This window comes from Rhizobium sp. SAFR-030, assembly GCF_059415005.1.
In genome coordinates this window covers 78,043-95,222 of the sequence record NZ_JBPFDO010000003.1, presented here as the reverse complement: position 1 = coordinate 95,222, position 17,180 = coordinate 78,043, and the positions used below count along the sequence as shown (strand labels likewise).

At 63.5% G+C, this 17,180-nt stretch carries 18 protein-coding genes; 10 read left to right on the top strand and 8 right to left on the bottom strand.

The window, feature by feature from the left end:
* Positions 1-9: 9 nt before the first annotated feature.
* The 3 genes from brnA to ACR65N_RS09985 are packed head-to-tail and all read right to left on the bottom strand — an operon-like array spanning position 10 to position 1,720.
* Positions 10-252: a type II toxin-antitoxin system BrnA family antitoxin gene (gene brnA / locus ACR65N_RS09995; protein WP_440456884.1), complete on the bottom strand. Its 243-nt coding sequence runs from the start codon at positions 250-252 to the stop codon at positions 10-12.
* A complete protein-coding gene (locus tag ACR65N_RS09990; RefSeq protein WP_440456883.1) occupies positions 230-502 on the bottom strand; it encodes a BrnT family toxin in 273 nt (90 codons plus the stop codon). Before ACR65N_RS09990 ends, brnA begins: the two co-directional genes overlap by 23 nt.
* Before the next feature lie 39 nt (positions 503-541).
* Positions 542-1,720 carry a benzoate/H(+) symporter BenE family transporter gene (locus tag ACR65N_RS09985; RefSeq protein ID WP_440456882.1) on the bottom strand — a complete coding sequence of 393 codons (1,179 nt, stop codon included), beginning with the start codon at positions 1,718-1,720 and terminating at the stop codon, positions 542-544.
* A gap of 285 nt (positions 1,721-2,005) precedes the next feature.
* Here ACR65N_RS09985 and ACR65N_RS09980 point away from each other — a divergent pair, with 285 nt between their 5' ends.
* The 3 genes from ACR65N_RS09980 to ACR65N_RS09970 all read left to right on the top strand — a co-directional run bounded on the left by ACR65N_RS09980 (position 2,006) and on the right by ACR65N_RS09970 (position 5,697).
* Positions 2,006-3,100, top strand: a complete 1,095-nt coding sequence (locus ACR65N_RS09980) for a carboxynorspermidine decarboxylase (RefSeq protein ID WP_440456881.1) — start codon at positions 2,006-2,008, stop codon at positions 3,098-3,100.
* 42 nt (positions 3,101-3,142) lie between these two features.
* Positions 3,143-4,381 carry a saccharopine dehydrogenase family protein gene (locus ACR65N_RS09975; protein ID WP_440456880.1) on the top strand — a complete coding sequence of 413 codons (1,239 nt, stop codon included), beginning with the start codon at positions 3,143-3,145 and terminating at the stop codon, positions 4,379-4,381.
* A gap of 323 nt (positions 4,382-4,704) precedes the next feature.
* Positions 4,705-5,697: a phytanoyl-CoA dioxygenase family protein gene (locus tag ACR65N_RS09970; protein WP_440456879.1), complete on the top strand. Its 993-nt coding sequence runs from the start codon at positions 4,705-4,707 to the stop codon at positions 5,695-5,697.
* 23 nt (positions 5,698-5,720) lie between these two features.
* Here the strand turns inward: ACR65N_RS09970 and ACR65N_RS09965 are convergent, their stop codons facing one another.
* Positions 5,721-6,620 (bottom strand): LysR family transcriptional regulator ArgP, encoded by a 900-nt coding sequence (locus ACR65N_RS09965; protein ID WP_440456878.1) that lies wholly within the window; start codon positions 6,618-6,620, stop codon positions 5,721-5,723.
* Positions 6,621-6,716: 96 nt separating this feature from the next.
* Here ACR65N_RS09965 and ACR65N_RS09960 point away from each other — a divergent pair, with 96 nt between their 5' ends.
* On the top strand, positions 6,717-7,325 hold the full coding sequence (locus ACR65N_RS09960) for a LysE/ArgO family amino acid transporter (RefSeq protein ID WP_440456877.1): 609 nt from the start codon (positions 6,717-6,719) through the stop codon (positions 7,323-7,325).
* 62 nt (positions 7,326-7,387) lie between these two features.
* Here ACR65N_RS09960 and ACR65N_RS09955 read toward each other — a convergent pair whose 3' ends face one another.
* Complete coding sequence (locus ACR65N_RS09955; RefSeq protein WP_430304214.1) at positions 7,388-7,975, bottom strand: ATP-dependent Clp protease proteolytic subunit; 588 nt, start codon at positions 7,973-7,975, stop codon at positions 7,388-7,390.
* A gap of 298 nt (positions 7,976-8,273) precedes the next feature.
* Here ACR65N_RS09955 and ACR65N_RS09950 point away from each other — a divergent pair, with 298 nt between their 5' ends.
* A complete protein-coding gene (locus ACR65N_RS09950) occupies positions 8,274-8,864 on the top strand; it encodes a HupE/UreJ family protein (protein WP_440456876.1) in 591 nt (196 codons plus the stop codon).
* Between the two features lie 108 nt (positions 8,865-8,972).
* Complete coding sequence (locus tag ACR65N_RS09945; RefSeq protein WP_440456875.1) at positions 8,973-9,803, top strand: DUF2076 domain-containing protein; 831 nt, start codon at positions 8,973-8,975, stop codon at positions 9,801-9,803.
* Positions 9,804-9,855: 52 nt separating this feature from the next.
* Here ACR65N_RS09945 and queF read toward each other — a convergent pair whose 3' ends face one another.
* The gene (queF, locus tag ACR65N_RS09940; RefSeq protein WP_440456874.1) at positions 9,856-10,320 is read right to left on the bottom strand and encodes a preQ(1) synthase; all 465 of its coding nucleotides are present in this window, start codon (positions 10,318-10,320) and stop codon (positions 9,856-9,858) included.
* Positions 10,317-11,234 carry a cation diffusion facilitator family transporter gene (locus tag ACR65N_RS09935; RefSeq protein WP_440456873.1) on the bottom strand — a complete coding sequence of 306 codons (918 nt, stop codon included), beginning with the start codon at positions 11,232-11,234 and terminating at the stop codon, positions 10,317-10,319. The genes queF and ACR65N_RS09935 overlap by 4 nt, the downstream gene beginning before the upstream one ends.
* Positions 11,235-11,438: 204 nt before the next feature.
* Between ACR65N_RS09935 and ACR65N_RS09930 the strand changes: the two genes are divergently transcribed.
* From ACR65N_RS09930 to ACR65N_RS09920, 3 genes are all read left to right on the top strand, one after another.
* Positions 11,439-11,930 carry a MarR family winged helix-turn-helix transcriptional regulator gene (locus ACR65N_RS09930; RefSeq protein ID WP_440456872.1) on the top strand — a complete coding sequence of 164 codons (492 nt, stop codon included), beginning with the start codon at positions 11,439-11,441 and terminating at the stop codon, positions 11,928-11,930.
* Positions 11,927-12,613, top strand: a complete 687-nt coding sequence (locus tag ACR65N_RS09925) for a GNAT family N-acetyltransferase (protein WP_440456871.1) — start codon at positions 11,927-11,929, stop codon at positions 12,611-12,613. The genes ACR65N_RS09930 and ACR65N_RS09925 overlap by 4 nt, the downstream gene beginning before the upstream one ends.
* 197 nt (positions 12,614-12,810) lie before the next feature.
* Positions 12,811-13,377: a tyrosine-protein phosphatase gene (locus ACR65N_RS09920; RefSeq protein ID WP_440456870.1), complete on the top strand. Its 567-nt coding sequence runs from the start codon at positions 12,811-12,813 to the stop codon at positions 13,375-13,377.
* A 49-nt stretch (positions 13,378-13,426) separates the two neighbouring features.
* Here ACR65N_RS09920 and ACR65N_RS09915 read toward each other — a convergent pair whose 3' ends face one another.
* Positions 13,427-15,616 (bottom strand): anthranilate synthase, encoded by a 2,190-nt coding sequence (locus ACR65N_RS09915; protein WP_440456869.1) that lies wholly within the window; start codon positions 15,614-15,616, stop codon positions 13,427-13,429.
* Between the two features lie 288 nt (positions 15,617-15,904).
* Between ACR65N_RS09915 and ACR65N_RS09910 the strand changes: the two genes are divergently transcribed.
* Complete coding sequence (locus ACR65N_RS09910) at positions 15,905-17,164, top strand: extensin family protein (RefSeq protein ID WP_440456867.1); 1,260 nt, start codon at positions 15,905-15,907, stop codon at positions 17,162-17,164.
* Positions 17,165-17,180 lie beyond the last annotated feature (16 nt).

The window sequence follows — 17,180 nt, the reverse complement described above, 5'->3', positions numbered from 1 at the left end:
GCAAGCCGGTTATTCGGCGGCGAACTTGCCTTGGAGCCGCTCGCGCACCCATTTCGTGACGAGGCGTTCCCTGCTCGTTCCGAGACGCGCGACTTCGGCATCCAACTCCGCCAACTCTTCCTTGGGAAGCTCCAGTTCGACCAGTTCGTGCTCCCAGTTGACGCGGCGCGCATTCGCCCAGTCGAAGTATTCACTGACATCTTCGCCATCATCGAATTTTCGATCAAATTCAGCGGCGGTTATTGTCTTCATAGTGCTTCCTCTCCGCGTCCCGCGCCCTCCGCACGGAAATGATGCGAATGTAGCGGCCCCTGATGGTGAAATAGCCAACCCAGTGCTTCCCGCCAATTATCCCGATGATACCATAGCGTGCTTCGTCTTGCGAGCGCCCCGGCGTCGAGATGCTGTTTACGTCGCGCCACAAAGCCTGAGCTTCCACGAAATCAATTCCGTGCTTCTCCTTGTTGGCCGTGCTCTTGGCGGGATCGAACTCGAACTGCATTCCGCATCAGATCACGAAGCCGCCAGAAGAGCGAGCCCTTCACCCCTGGGATACCACTCGCTTGAGGCTGAGAATCGCCGCGCCGGCGATCAGTCCCCAGAAGGCGCCGGAGATGCCCGCGAATGCCACGCCGGAGGCCGTGACCAGGAACGTCACCGCCGCCGCCTCGCGGCTCTCTGCGTCGCGGAAGGCCGCCTGCGCCGAGCCTGAAAATGCCCCGACGAGCGCCAGGCCCGCAACTGCCTGCAGCAGGATCGGCGGCGACAGCGCGACGAAGGCGATGATTGCCGACGACAGCAGTCCGAGAAGGATATAGCCGACGCCACCGATCAGTGCTGACCAGTAGCGGCGCTGCGGATCGGGGTGCGCCTCCTCGCTGGCGCACATTGCAGCCGTCACCGCTGCCAGATTGACCGGCACGGCACCAAACACCGCGGCAATGAGGGAACAGAGGCCGGTCAGCGAAAACAGCGTGTTGGCCGGCGGCTCAAAACCGTTCGCCTTGAGGATGGCGATGCCCGGGATGTTCTGCGAGGCCATGGTGACGATGAACAGCGGCAACGCCACCGACACGAAACCGTGCCATGTGAAGTGCGGCGGAACGAAGATCAGTTCCGGATGGATGGAGCGGCCGAGTTCCGACAGCACGTCCGGCGGCAGGTCGACGCCGAGAACCAGCACCACGACGAAGGCCGCCAGTGCGGCCGGCACTGCCCAGATCCGCTTCCAGACGAAAACCAGGATCCAGGTGATGACGATCGGCAGGCCGAGCCACGGGTTGAACGACACGGCCTTGACCGGCGCCAGGCAGAGGTTGACCAGGATGCCGGCAAGCATCGCATTGGCGAGCGGCGCCGGGATCATGCGGATCGCCCGGCCGAGCGGCGAAAACAGACCCGAGAGCACGATCAGCGCTCCGGTCATGACGAAGGCGCCGACAGCTGCCGGAAAACCGCCCTCGATGATGCCGACGCTCGTCAGCAGCGCCGCGCCGGGGGTCGACCAGGCAATGCTGATCGGCATCCGCTTCCAGATCGGCAGGAGGATGCCGAGCAGCCCCATCAGCAGCGACAGGGCGAGCAGTGCTGACGCCACTTCGCCAGGCTCCGCACCGACCGCCGTCAGACCCTGCATGATGACCGCAAAAGAGCTGACGAAGCCGACGAACGCCGTCAGCAGACCCATGATCATGGCCTGGAGCGAGAAATCTTTCAGCATCTGTGGGTCTCTTCAGCGGCGGACGGGTGGAACCTGAAGATCAAAAAGAATGTTGGGTTGCAAGCCCTGCCTGAAGCAGATCCGTCACCCGCGGATGCCGGACCGCCTGACTGAGTGACAACGCTGAGGCGCCGGGCAATCGTTTGCCGCCGACAACCGGGGCATATCCCCCGCTCCCACTTGCGTTCCGGCCCCCTATTGCCTATCTGGCGCGCTTGCCCTGTCTGACGCTCCTGCCCTGTCTGACGTCCTTGCATTGTCCCTGCGGGAAGGAAACGGTTTCGAATGGAAACGCCCTATTACCTGATCGACAAGTCGAAGCTCCTTCAGAACATGGAGAAGATCGCCCGGCTTCGGGAGCTTTCCGGTGCCAAGGCCCTGCTGGCCCTGAAGTGCTTTGCCACCTGGTCGGTCTTCGACCTTATGCGCGATTACATGGATGGCACGACGTCGTCGTCGCTCAATGAGGTGCGCCTCGGGCACGAACGTTTCGGCAAGGAAACGCATGCCTACTCCGTCGCCTATGCCGATTACGAGATCGACGACGTGGTATCTCATGCCGACAAGATCATCTTCAATTCGATCGGCCAGCTGACCCGGTTTGCCGACAAGGCGTCAGGCATCACCCGCGGCCTGCGCCTCAATCCCGGCGTCTCGTCCTCGAGCTTTGATCTTGCTGACCCTGCCCGGCCCTTCTCGCGATTGGGCGAATGGGATGTGAAAAAGGTCGAGCCGGTGATGGAGATGATCTCCGGCTTCATGATCCACAACAATTGCGAAAATTCCGATTTCGAGCTGTTCGACCGCATGCTCGGCGAGATCGAGGAAAAGTTTGCACCTCTTCTCAAGCGTGCCGAATGGGTGAGCCTTGGCGGCGGCATCCACTTCACCGGCGACGACTATCCCCTGGAGAAGCTGGCGGAGCGCCTGAAGCGGTTTGCCGGCGAGTTCGGCGTGCAGGTCTATCTCGAGCCCGGCGAGGCTTCGATCACCAAATCCACGACGCTCGAAGTCTCGGTGCTCGACACGCTCTACAACGGCAAGAACCTCGCCGTCGTCGACAGCTCGATCGAGGCACACATGCTCGACCTGCTGATCTACCGGGAGAACGCCAAGCTGCCGCCGAGCGACGGCCCGCATCGCTACATGGTCTGTGGCAAGTCGTGCCTGGCCGGCGATGTGTTCGGCGAATTCAATTTCGACCATGAACTGAAGGTCGGCGACCGGATTTCGATCCAGGACGCTGCCGGTTACACGATGGTCAAGAAAAACTGGTTTAACGGCGTGAAAATGCCGTCAATCGCCATCCGCGAATTGGATGGCAGCATCAGGACGGTCCGCGAGTTCGACTACACGGACTACGAACAAAGCCTCTCCTGAGAGGCTTCTGACGATTGGACACGAAGGAGTTTGGTCCGCATCATGAAGAAGAACGTGCTCATCATCGGCGCCGGTGGCGTCGCCCAGGTCGTTGCGCATAAGTGCGCCCAGAACAACGACGTCCTGGGCGAAATCCATATCGCCTCGCGCACCAAGGCGAAGTGCGACAAGATCATCGCCTCCGTCCACGAAAAGAAGGCGATGAAGCAGGACGGCGTCCTTGAGGCGCACGCGCTGGACGCGCTCGACATCGAGGCGACCAAGGCGCTCATCCGCAAGCTCGGCGTCGAGATCGTCATCAATGTCGGCACCGCCTTCCTCAACATGTCGGTCCTTCGGGCCTGCATCGATACCGGCGTCGCCTACATCGACACCGCCATTCATGAAGAGCCGAACAAGATCTGCGAAACGCCGCCGTGGTACGGAAACTATGAGTGGAAGCGGGCTGCCGAGTGCGAGGAAAAGGGCATCACTGCCATCCTCGGCGCCGGCTTCGATCCGGGCGTCGTCAATGCCTATGCGCGGCTTGCCAAGGACGAGTATCTCGACAAGGTGACGGACGTCGATATCGTCGACATCAATGCCGGCAGCCACGGCAGGTATTTCGCCACCAACTTCGACCCGGAAATCAATTTTCGTGAGTTCACTGGCGTCGTGTATTCGTGGCAGGGCGGCGAATGGCAGGTCAACAAGATGTTCGAGATCGGCAAGGACTATGACCTGCCGGTGGTCGGCACCCGCCGCGCCTATCTCTGTGGCCATGACGAGGTACATTCGCTGGCAAAGAACATGGACGGCGCCGACGTCCGCTTCTGGATGGGCTTTGGCGACCACTACATCAACGTCTTTACGGTGCTGAAGTCGATCGGCCTTCTCTCCGAACAGCCGGTGAAGCTCGCCGACGGATCCGAGGTGGTGCCGCTGAAGGTCGTCAAGGCCTGCCTGCCCGACCCGTCGTCGCTGGCACCGGAATACGAGGGCAAGACCTGCATCGGCGACTATGTGAAGGGCTTCAAGGACGGCAAGGAAAAGACCGTCTTCCTCTACAACGTCGCCGATCACAAGGAAGCCTATAACGAGGTCGGCAGCCAGGGCATCTCGTTCACCGCCGGCGTGCCGCCGGTCGCCGCCGCGATGCTCATCGCCACCGGCGAGTGGGACGTGAAGAAGATGGCGAACGTCGAGGAACTGCCGCCCAAGCCGTTCATCAACCTCCTCAACCGCATCGGTCTTCCGACCCGCATCAAGGACGAGGACGGCGACCGCCCCGTCCAGTTCTGATCCTCACCACCGGGTGACAGACAAGACCCCGCCGGAGCACTCCGGCGGGGTTTTTCATTGGGAGGCAAGTTGAAACCCGTCACCTGCGGGAGGCGTCTAACGTGGGAAGGCGACAGTTCCGGAAGCTACGACCTCCCACCGGCATGTGGCAAACGCCAGCGATCGCGCGTGCCATTTCGCCACAGCTTGCTGTCTGCCGCGAAACCGAATGTAAATCACATTTCAATGCTGCATTGCGGTATGCGCTCTGCTGGACTAATATACGTATGGGGATGCGGGTCGATCAGAGCATGGCATGGCCATGGAAAGAACGAGGATAGCAGATGCTTGGCACCTCTCAGCCCGGACCTTCCAAACCCACTCAACCGCGCAAGCCGAAGACGGACCTGGAGACGATCGCCCGCAGTGGCGGCACGTTCAGGCGCATGGCGGCGCGCGTTCCGACCTATCTGACCGATCTCAGGGAAAACCCGGCATGGCTGCCGATGTTCGTACTCGGCCGGACGATGCCGTTTCGCCGCGCCCATTGGCTGACCGCCAGGCGGGCACCGCCGACGCCACCCGGCACCTCGATGTTCGGCCCTCTGCAGGCGGAGAAGGTTGCCGAGGCGCTGCGCCGGGACGGCATCTTCACCGGCCTCGAGCTTCCCGCAGACATCCACCAGGAAATCTCCGATTTCGCCGAAAGGACGCCCTGCTTCGGCAATTTCGACCGCAGCCTTGAATTTCGCGCCCGTGACCATGCGCAGGCAGAGGCGCAGTTCGGCCGCCCCATCCTCAGCGGCCATCATTTCGAACGGGTCATGCAGTGCAAGGCGGCGGTCGCGGTCCAGGACGATCCGCTGCTGCTCGCCATCGCCCAGCACTATCTCGGTGGCGAGGCCAAGCTCATCACCACGCGCACCTGGTGGACGTTTCCGACTAAGTCGGCATCCGAGGATGATCTGAACCGCGCCTCGTTCAAGTTCCACTTCGATCTCGACGACTGGCGGATGCTGAAATTCTTCTTCTACCTGTCGGACGTCGACGATCAGGCCGGTCCGCATGTCTTCGTGCGCGGCAGCCATCGCAAGCGGCGGCTCAAGCATCAGTTGACCCTGCTCGTCGGCCATCCCTCGGAAGAGGTGCTGGAATATTACGGGCCGGAGAATGCCGAGACGCTGACCGGCAAGGCCGGCTTCGGTTTCGTCGAAGATCCGTTCGGCTTCCACATGGGGACGCTGGCGAAGTCCAGGCCGCGGCTGATGATGGAGGTCGGCTTCGGCGTCTCGAAACCGTCGCGTCGCCGCTATCACGGCGAACCGGTGGTGCGCTGACGGCAACCCCGTCGGCGTGGCGATCAAAGCTCCAGCGCGCGGCGGGCCGCTGCCACGATCTCGCGCGTCAGGTCCGCCAGTGGATCGGCTGCCAGCCGGTTGACCTGCCAGAACAGCGGCACGTCGAGCGGCGTCTCCGCCACCAGTTCCACCAGCGCGCCGCTCTTCAGATGATCACGCACCAGCTGGATCGGGTTCATTCCCCAGCCGAGCCCGCCGAGCGACGCCTCGACAAACCCTTGCGTCGAGGGCAGCCAGTGGGTCGGCGGGCTGATCGTCCGGCCAAAGACCTGCTGCACCCAGCGCTGCTGCAGCCCGTCCTTCTGGTTGAAGGTTAGCGACGGCGCATGGGCAAGAGCCTCCGGCGTCACGCCATCGTCAAAATGGCGCGCGATGAATTCGGGACTGGCGGTTGCCATATAGCGCAGGCTGCCGAGTGGCGTCATCCGGCAGCCCCGCACCGGCCGTCCGTCGCCGGTCACCGCCGCCAGCACATGACCGCCCTGCAGCCATTCGGCCGTATGGTCCTGATCGTCCACCTCGATCTTCAGCAGGCAACCAGAGGCGCTGGCAAAGCGGTTGACCGCAGCCAGGAACCAGGTGCCGAGACTGTCGGCATTCGTCGCCAGATGCAGCGTTACTCGTGACAGAGGCGCATCGCCGCCCGACAGCGTCGGCAGTTGCGCCAGCAGCTCCTGTTCGAGAAGCCCGACATGCTCCATGTGACGGCAGAGCCAGGCGCCTTTGCTCGTCGCGACGCACGGATTTCCACGCACGATCAGCACCGTTCCCAGCCGCTCCTCCAACTGCTTGACGCGCTGCGAGACTGCCGACGGGGTGATGCGGAGGGCCGCTGCCGCCTTCTCGAAACTCCCCGTTTCGACCACCATCGCCACCGCCCGCAGGGCAGGATAATCCAGCATCGTCAATCTCGCTTCATCGGCATTAGCAGAATTCGTTGGCCTCGATGCCGGTCGCCTTCTATCGAGAGCGCAGATCGATCGGAGGCATCAGCGGCAATGGATTTTTCGGTTTTCATCACCGGCTTCGGCATGGGGCTGGGCCTGATCGTGGCGATCGGCGCGCAGAACGCCTTCGTGCTGCGCCAGGGTCTGCGCGGGTCCCACGTGCTGGCAGTCTGCCTTGCCTGCGCCGTCTCCGATGCAATCCTGATCGCCATCGGTGTCACCAGCTTCGCCGGCATCGCCCGCATTCTCCCCTGGCTCGATCCGGTCATGCGGATTGCCGGGGCGGCCTTCCTGATCTGGTATGCCATCCGCAGCCTTCGTTCCGCCTTTGCACCCGGAGACGGACTGGTGGCCGATGGCGCCGAGGGCGGAACGCTTGCCCGCACGCTTGTCACCTGTCTGGCGCTCACCTGGCTCAACCCGCATGTCTATCTGGATACCGTCGTCCTGCTCGGCACGATCTCCACCCAGTTTGCCGGCAGCCAGGTGGTGTTTGCAAGCGGCGCCATCACCGCCTCGTTCGTTTTCTTCTTCTCGCTCGGCTATGGCGCCAGATGGCTGAGGCCGCTGTTCGCGCGTCCGTCCGCCGGGCGCATCCTTGATGCGGCCATCGCGCTGGTGATGACGGCGATCGCCATAAGACTGCTCGCCGGAGCCTGAACGAAAAGACCCGCCGGCAGAACCGGCGGGTCTTTTTAGTCGAGCGAAGGCGAACGAGCGGCTCAGCCGATCTCGGCGACGCTTTCGATGACCTTAGATGCCAGGCCGTACTGCACGGCGTCTTCTGCCGAAAGCCAGTAGTCGCGATCGATATCCTTGGCGATCTTCTCTTCGGTCTGGCCGGTTGCCTTAGCGAAGATCTTGATCAGCCGCTGGTTCATCTTGATGATTTCGCGCGCCTGGATCTCGATATCGGATGCCATGCCGCGCGTGCCGCCCGAGGGTTGGTGCAGCAGGAAGCGGGTGTTCGGCAGGCAGAGGCGACGCTCCTTCGGCACCGAAACGTAGATCAGAGCGCCGGCGGAGGCGACCCAGCCGGTGCCGATGATCCACACCTTCGGCTTGATGAACTTGATCATGTCGTGGATCGAATCGCCGGATTCGACGTGGCCGCCGGGCGAATTCACGTAGAGGCGGATGTCGTCGTCGCTGGCCGCGGCCAGCGCCACCAGCTGGGTGCAGACCTTCTGCGCCAGCTCCATGGTGATTCCGCCGTAGATGAAGATCGAACGCGACTTGAAAAGATTCGCCTCCGTTTCCTTGCCGAGCGGCAATTCCTTCGTCTTGTCGTCTTCATTCTCGTCGAGCATTGCGCAGTCTCCAAACTAGGATGTCCTTACCCCGGACATAATGCGTTCGGTCGCACAAAACAATGCGCCAAAGACGCAAGATGGCGCAGCAAGCTGCCGGTAAGGTGAACGGCTGGCCAACCGGACTGATGCGCCGTGCTGCGACGCAAGAGCTCGACCACTGGCTGATCTCCGATGCGCCACGTCTCCCCGCACGCTTCGTCATTTTGCGGATGGACAGATTTTTGGGCACTGCCTAATCTTGCGCCGAAGCACTGCAGCAGACGCCGTCGGCAGCAGTTACGATCAGGGGAACATCATGCTGAAACGTCTACCGCTCGCCACCGCCCTCTTTGCCACGGCCGCAGTACCGGCAATGGCGCATCTCGATCCGCTGGAGCACGGATCGCTGGCGGCCGGCCTGTCGCATCCGGTCTTCGGTGCAGACCACGTGCTGGCCATGGTGGCGGTCGGCCTGTGGGCCGCACAGATCGCCACGCGTCCGGGCAACAGAGCGGCACTGGCTGTCGTGCCGGCAGCCTTCGTCGGCACCATGGCGCTCGGTTTCGGGCTGGCGGTCCTCGGCATTTCGCTGCCTTTCGTCGAGCCGGCGATCCTTGCCTCGGTCATCGGTCTCGGCCTCCTCGTAGCGATGGCCGTTCGGCTGCCGGTCGGAGCAAGCGCTGCCGTCGTTGCCGTGTTTGCGCTGTTCCACGGCCATGCGCACGGCGCTGAATTGGGTGTCGCCGGTGCCCTGTCGTACGGCGCGGGCTTCGTCATCTCGACCGCCCTCCTCCACGCGGCCGGCATCGGCCTCGGCATCGTCGCAACCCGGTTGGCACCCTCCGTATCGCGCGTCGCGGGCGTGCTGACGGCGCTGGCCGGCGTGTCGATGGTGTTCGGCGGCTAAGCCTCCCACCTTACCGCGATTTAACCAAAGGCCGGATGACGCGAACACGATCCGGCCCTATCTCCTGGGCTATGGGTTGATTGAACACCCGTGGCCGAGGAGATCAGCATGTCACCGGAAGAACGCCAGCTTTTGACCGACCTGTTCGGCCGCATCCAGTCCGCGGCGAATACCCCGCGCGATCCCGACGCGGAACGCCTGATCGCCGACGCTGTACGAAGCGAACCAGCCTCCCCCTATTATCTGGCGCAGGCGGTGATCGTGCAGGAGAAGGGGCTGGAAGCAGCCGCTGCCCGAATCAGCGAGCTTGAGGGCCGGATCCGGGATCTGGAAGCGGGAGCAACCGCCAGCACCGGCGAGCGCGGCGGCTTCCTGAGTTCGATCTTCGGCTCCAGCCAGCCGCCGCGTTCGTCCACCACGCCACAGACACGACCGGTCAATGCCGGTCCGTCGGCGGGCGGTCCCTGGAGTGCCAGTGCGGCTGCGTCCAATCCTGCACAGCCGGCCGCTTCGCAACCGACTTATCCGCAGCAGGCCTATGCCCCACCGGCGCAGCCGCAGGCAAGCGGCCCGTGGTCGCCACAGATGCGGTCGCCCTCCTCCGGCGGCAGCTTCCTCACCGGTGCGCTCGGCACCGCGGCCGGGGTCGCCGGCGGGATGCTGCTTGCCAATTCGCTGAGCGGCATCTTTGGCCAGCACATGGCCGGCCTCGGGCTGGGTTCGCCCCAGAGCGAAGGGTTCGGCAGCGCGCCCGTCGAGGAGACGGTGATCAACAATTACTATGGCGATGCACCGGATGCCGGCACGGCGCCGGATGCGGATCCTGATGTAAGCCGCGAAGACACATACCTGCAGAACGCCTCTGACGAGGCCGGTGGCGACAGCTGGACCGACGATGCGGGCGATAGCGACGGCAGCGACGACAGCAGCTTTGCCTGACATGTTAAGACCGACGCACTGCCACCGGCGGTGCGTCGCCTCGCAGCTCTGCTCAGCCGCGACCGCGATAGGTCGGCACGCCCTGGTCGGGCAGCCAGACGCCTTCGGGCGCCGCACCGGTCTGCCAGAACACGTCGATCGGAATTCCGCCGCGCGGATACCAGTAGGCGCCGATCCTCAGCCATTTCGGCTGCAGCAGATCGACCAGCCGCCTTGCGATATAGACGGAGCAGTCCTCGTGGAAGGCGCCGTGATTGCGGAACGAGTGGAGGAAAAGCTTGAGCGACTTCGATTCGACCAGGTGGTCGCCCGGAATGTAGTCGATGACGATATGGGCGAAATCCGGCTGGCCCGTCATCGGGCAGAGCGACGTGAATTCCGGCGCCGTGAAGCGCACAACGTAATCCGTGCCGGCATTGCCGTTCGGCACCTTTTCCAGAACAGCCGTTTCCGGGCTCGCCGGAGTTTCCACCATTTTGCCGAGCTGCGACAGCCCGCTTACATCGGTCATGCTCATGACTGACTACCTTCTACCGTTACCTTGAGACCGTGGGCGTCCTCGCCCTCCGGCTCCACATGAATTGCAAGCGATGCGCCGGGAATGGCCTTCTTGATCGCATCTTCCAGGCGGTCGCAGATATCATGCGCTTCGCCGACGGTCATGCGCGACGACACGACGAGGTGAAAATCGATGAAGGCTGCGGCGCCGGCGCGGCGGGTCCGCAGATCGTGGACGTCGAGAATGCCCTCGGCATTCTCCTTGATCGCCTGGCGGATCGCCTCCTCCTCCTCCGGCTCGACGGCTCGGTCCATCAGCCCGCCCAGCGAGTGGGAGATCACCTTCCAGCCCTGATAGAGGATGTTGATGCCGACGATGATAGCGAGCAGCGGATCGAGGATGGCGTAGCCGGTCATGAGCGCCAGCACCAGCCCGACCAGCACGCCGAGCGAGGTGACGACGTCGGACATGATGTGCTGGCCGTCGGCCTTCAGCGCTGGCGAGCGATACCGGTTACCGACGCGGATCAGCGCGGTCGCCCAGACGGCATTGATGACGCCGGCAAATCCGTTGATGGCGAGCCCGAGGACCGGCGCCTCCGGAAGCCGCGGATCGACAAGCCCGTCCCAGGCTTCCCGGACGATCAGCAGCGCGGCGATGATGATCAGCACGCCCTCCAGGACGGCCGAAAGATATTCCGCCTTGTGATGTCCGAACTGGTGGTCCGCATCGGCAGGCCGCTGCGCGTAGCGGATGACGAAGTAGGCCATCACCGCTGCCGTCACGTTGACGAAGCTCTCAAGACCGTCGGACAGCAGCGCCACCGAACCCGTGACCCACCAGGCCGACAGCTTCAGGCCGAGCACGCAGATGGCAAGCGGAATGCCCCATAAGGCAATCCGCTGAACAGCCAGGTTTTTCGGGTCGATCATCGTCTTTCCATGCGTATGCGAGTGATTTGCAACAGGCCTGAAACGGCGAAACCGCCGAGGCGCAGTGGTGCGCGGCGGCGGTTTCGATTTGGCCGTCATATGACCGATGCGGAGGGTCTTGTCAAAGTCGTTCCGCATTCGCCCCCTTGCATTTCACATAACGTGTTATATAACACCTGATGTATTTTCAGCGGAGCAAGCGGAATGCCTCAGGACATCGTACGCGAGTTGGGTTTCCTGACACTCGGCACGCGTTTGCGCCGACTCGGAGAGATGCTCCAGGCCAGCACGCAAACGATCATGCAGCATCACGGCATCGATCTGCCCGCCGCTCATTATCCGTTGCTTGCGGCGCTCGACCGCAACGGCTCCCTCACCGTCGGCGAGCTTGCCGATGTCATCGGCATATCCCAACCGGGCGCCACCCGTACGATCGGGCAACTGGCCCAGGCAGGTCTGGTGACGGTTGCCGTCAGCGACAACGACCAGCGACGCAAGCAGGTGTCGCTGACGAAGGCAGGCCAGAATCTCGTGTCCCATTCGGCGCGGGTGGTATGGCCCCGGGTAGAGGTCGCGGTCCAGGATCTCTGCGCCGAATTTGGCGATACGTTTCTCGACCAGCTCGCCGCCATTGAGGACGGCCTGAAACTGCGCCCGCTGATCAACCGCACGCCGGAAGATAAGGAACCGCTATGACCCATGTCCTTGACCGTCCAGCCTGGAACGCGCTTGCCAGCGTTCACGCCTCGCTCGCCGAAGGCTCGCCACTGGCACGGCGCTATCCGCCGTCGATCGTGCCGTTTGCGGCAGCGGCGGATGATACGCCTGAAAGTCTCGAGGCGCTGGCATCTCTTGCCAGCGGGCCGGAGGTGCTAGCGCTCGTCGAAGCACGGCCGATCATCGTGCCTCCAGAGCTGGAAACCGTGCTTGAGGCCAGCCTCGTGCAGATGATCGCCAAGAACCCCTTCGAGCGGCTCGATGATGCGCGCATCGAGTTGCTTGGCGAAAACGATGCCGAGGACATGCTGGCGCTGGCGACGCTGACCAAGCCCGGGCCGTTCACGCTTCGCGCCCAGCAGCTTGGAAAGTTCTGGGGCATCCGCATGCACGGACGTCTGGTGGCCATGGCCGGGCAGCGCATGCGCCAGCCGGGCTTTGCCGAACTGAGCGGCCTTTGCACGCATCCCGATTTTCAAGGCCAGGGGCTCGGCAAGATCATGCTGCGCTTCGTCGCCGGCGAGATTTCGGCAAGCGGCGATACGGTCTATCTGCATTCCTACAGCAGCAATGTCGGCGCCATCGCGCTCTACCGGGCGATAGGCTTCACCGTCCGCAGCGACATGCATTTCCGCCTCGTGAGGCGTGCCGGTCAGCCCTGACCAAGCAACCTCGACGGAAACTTCTCTCCATCCGCCAACGTGTGGAGTGATGCGCGGCGGCCGCACCAATCGGCCCGCATGGTGCGCCCGATCGGCACCCGGAATGAAATGGAGCGATGGAGGGCCGCGGACATAAATCCGCCACAGCTCCGCTGCTGAGCTTCTTCATCTTCAACGCCCCTCCAGAGGCATCGGACATGAACTTGCGCAGGTCAGCAGGACGAGCAGCATTGGTCGGGCTCGGCCTCACAATAGCTTCCGGCTGCTATCTCGGCTATCTGCAACTGACTGGCAATTTCCACGAGGTCGTGGCCGGTCGGTTCTACCGTTCAGCTCAGCTGACGGGTGATCAGTTCGCTCACTACATCGATCAGCATCACATCAGGACGGTGATCAACCTGCGCGGCGCCAAGCCGGGTGCAGGCTGGTATGACGACGAAATCGACGTGGCACGCAGCAAGGGCGTCACGCATGTCGATTTCGCCATGTCGGCGCGCAAGGCGCTGACACCGGAGGAAAGCTTTCAACTGATAGACCTGATGCGCAAAGCCGAAGGGCCGATCCTGGTTCACTGCAAGGGTGGCGCCGACCGTACGGGCCTTGCCTCCGTGATGTATCTCCAGCAGATCGCAGGAATAGATGAGGAAACCGCCGAGTGGGAGCTGACACCCCTCTTCGGACACCTCAACATCCCCTTCACTGGCCCCTACGCCATGGACGATACCTGGGAAAACTTCGAAAAGCTCATCGGCCTGCCGAGCTGACCTCTCCTCCGTGAGAAAAGGCCGCTCCGCACCGGCCGTCTGGATCGCCTCAGGCTGCCCGCTCGCGGGCCCGCCTGGCCAGGTTCTCGACGACATTCTCGATCATCCGCATGCCGGCATCGCCGCCGAGCGTCATGATCGATTCCGGGTGGAACTGCACCGCCGCCACCGGCTCCGTCGAATGTTCGATCCCCATGATCGTGCCGTCATCGCTCTCCGCGGTGATGATGAAATCATTGGGCAGCGTCTTCGGATCGGCAAATATCGAGTGATAGCGGCCGACGGTCACCTCTTTGGCCAGCCCCGCAAACACCGTTCCGGGCTCGAGCACCCGGATGCGCGACGGCTTGCCGTGCATCGGCACGGCCAGATGCCGCAGTTCTCCGCCATAGGCTTCGGCGAGCGCCTGGAGGCCGAGGCAGACGCCGAAGATCGGCAGGTTGCGCGCGCGGGCGGCCTTGATGGTCGCCTTGCAGTCGAAATCCTTCGGGCTGCCAGGCCCGGGCGACAGGACCACCAGATCCGGATTGATCCGGTCGTAGATCTCGGCCGGCACCGGGGTCCGCACGGTCGATACTTCCGCGCCCGTCTGGCGGAAATAGTTGGCAAGCGTGTGGACAAAGCTGTCCTCGTGGTCGACCAGCAGGATCTTGACGCCCGTGCCGACCGCCGCCACGTCGCGGGCAAGCTTCGTCGTGCTGCCGGATCTGGCGTCGCGGATAGCCGAGATCATCGCCGAGGCCTTCAGTTCGGTTTCTGCCTCCTCCTCGCGCGGATCGCTGTCGTTGAGCAGCGTCGCGCCGGCACGCACCTCGGCAATGCCGTCCTTGATGCGGATGGTGCGCAGCGTCAGCCCGGTGTTCATGTCGCCATTGAAGCCGACCATGCCGATCGCCCCGCCATACCAGGCGCGCGGGCTCTTCTCGTTTTTCTCGATGAAGCGCATCGCCCAGAGCTTCGGTGCGCCGGTCACGGTCACCGCCCAGGCGTGGCTGAGAAACGCGTCGAAAGCGTCCATGTCCGGCCGCAATCGACCCTCTATATGATCGACCGTGTGGATGAGACGCGAGTACATTTCGATCTGCCGGCGGCCGATGACCTTGACCGAACCGGGCTCGCAGACCCGGGACTTGTCGTTGCGGTCGACGTCCGAGCACATGGTCAGCTCGCTCTCGTCCTTCTTCGAATTCAGCAGCTTGAGTATCTGCTCGCTGTCGGAGATCGCATCCTCGCCACGCTTGATCGTGCCCGAGATCGGGCATGTCTCGATGCGTCGGCCGGAGACCCGCACGAACATTTCCGGCGACGCGCCGACCAGGTACTCCTGATGGCCAAGGTTGATGAAGAAGGAATAGGGCGACGGGTTGATGGCCTTCAGCCGGTTGGAGATCTGCGACGGCTTGCTGTCGCAACGCTCCATGAACTTCTGACCGGGCACCACCTCGAAGAGGTCGCCGCGTCGGAAGCTTTCCTTGGCCTTCACCACCAGTTCCGAGTACTCGCCCGGCCGGTGATCGCCCTTCGGCGGGATCACATCGGTGGTGCGGAACGGCTCCGGCGTAATGTCCTGCGGCTTGCCGACGGTCGTCTTGCCGTCCCTGGCAAAGTCGTAGCGGTCGATCCAGGCCTTTGCCGCATGATGGTCGACGACCAGGATCTCGTCCGGCAGGAACAGCACCATGTCGCGCTGGTCGTCGGGACGCTTCTGGCTGAGCGTGATGGAATCGAACTGGAAGGCGAGATCGTAGCCAAACGCGCCGAACAGGCCGATGGCGCTGTCCGCATCCGAAGAGAAGAGATCGACGACGGCGCGCAGCACCGTGAATACCGTCGGCATCTTCGACCGTTCTTCCTCGGTGAAGGCGCGCGTCGGAGGATTGACGACGAGATCCAGACGGCGATCGGTTCGCGCGCCAAGCGTCAGGTCGCTCTCCTGCGCCAGCCGTTCGGCGATGAAGTCGAGAAGCACCTCGCCACGGCCGTTATAGGCCTCGATCCAGACATCGCGGCCGAACGAGGAAAGCCCGAGCGGCGGATCGACGATGGCGGTATCCCAGCGCGTATAGCGGCCCGGATACTCGTAGTTCGACGAAAACACTGCGCCGCGCCGTTCGTCGAGCTTGTCGACATAGGAGGAAATGGCCTCCGCATACGGCGCCGGCCGGCGCTTGCGGCTGACGCTGATGCCGCCGCGGGTCTCGTAGACCTCCGAACCGTCGTCCTCGATGATCGTGATCATGTACTGCCTCTCTATCCGTCGGGCCCGGTCCGGGAGGAAGCTTCGCAATAAAAAAGCCGCCTCGGGATGATCGGGCGGCTTGGTCTGTCGTTGGACATGACTGGTCAAGGCCGCGTCAGCGTGCCCACCACCAGTTACCAATGTTCATCGAAATCGTCATGGCGGAATTGTTAGCGTGAGAGCCATAGCCACGCAAGCGAATTTGTTCGCGCCTCCGATGCGACCAAAACCGCGGCATTCGCGTTGAGTGAGCCTGAGGAACAGGTAACGTCGCCGGAAGGTCACTGCATGCAGCATTCGTGGATCGCAGTTCTGGCAGCCCTTCCGCTGATGGTGGGAGCGGCTCCGGCACCCGACAGGCTCGACATCAGGCCTGTCGAACAGGCACTTTCGTCCGGTGAGGCTATGGCCCCGGTCGTCAACGTCAATTTCCTGGACCGCCTGCTCCAGGACGGCAAGCCGCGCCGCCGCACCACATCGCAACGACAGCGAACGCCCCGTCAATCCGCACGACCTTCGGCGGCAAGGGCGCAGGACGGGTCATCACGACTGCCGGCTCTGGCGACCATTCCGGTTCCGACGCCCAAACCGCCATCGGCGGAAAGCGCGGTAGAACAGCAGGCTCCGACCGAAACCACGTCCGACACGCCGCCCGTCGCTCCAACGCCTGCGACAGCGCCGGATGCGAGCGAAAGCACGTCGGCACCCAAGGGCGCTGCCCCGGCACCGACCGTCGAGCAACCGGGCACCGCATCCGAACCGCCGCACCCGGCCGAAGTTCCAAAGCCGCTGCCGAAGCCCGTCGAGGAACGGCCGGCCGCACCGCCGGCCGAAGACAGCGCAGCCCCCTCTTCCGGTGCGGCAACGCCTCCCGCAGACAAGGTTCAGCCGGCGCCAGCCCCCACGCAGCCCGAGCCGGATACGACCGGAAAACCCGAACAGAAAGCCGAGGAGCCGACCTCGCCACCTCCGCCGCCGCTGGAGAAAGAGGATCCCGAGGCGCTGAAGGCCTGCCTTGCCGACCTTACGGCACTGGGTACCAAGTTCGAGACGAAGCCCGCCATTATCGGCGAGGAGCCGGGTTGCGGTATCGAGCAGCCGATCGCGGTCGACGAGATCCTGCCGGGCGTCAAGACCGGCGGCGCCGAGATGCGCTGCGAAACGGCTCATGCACTGGCACACTGGATGAAGGACAACGTGCAGCCGGCGATGAGCGTGGCGATGCCCGGCCGCCGCGTCACCGGCATCGTGCCCGGCTCCACCTACGCCTGCCGCCTGCGCAACAGCGCCTCGACCGGCAAGGTATCGGAACACGCGCGTGGCAACGCCATCGACGTCGCAGCCTTCAAGCTCGACAACGGCGAGACCTTCACCATGAAGCCACGCAATGAGGATTCGACGCTGGAGGGCGCCTTCCAGCGGGCCGCTACCGCCACTGCCTGCCTGTACTTCTCGACGGTTCTGTCACCAGGCAGCGACGCCGCCCACGAGGACCACCTGCATCTCGACGTGCTGGACCGCCGGAACGGCTACCGGTACTGCCGGTGATTGATCGACGCGACTG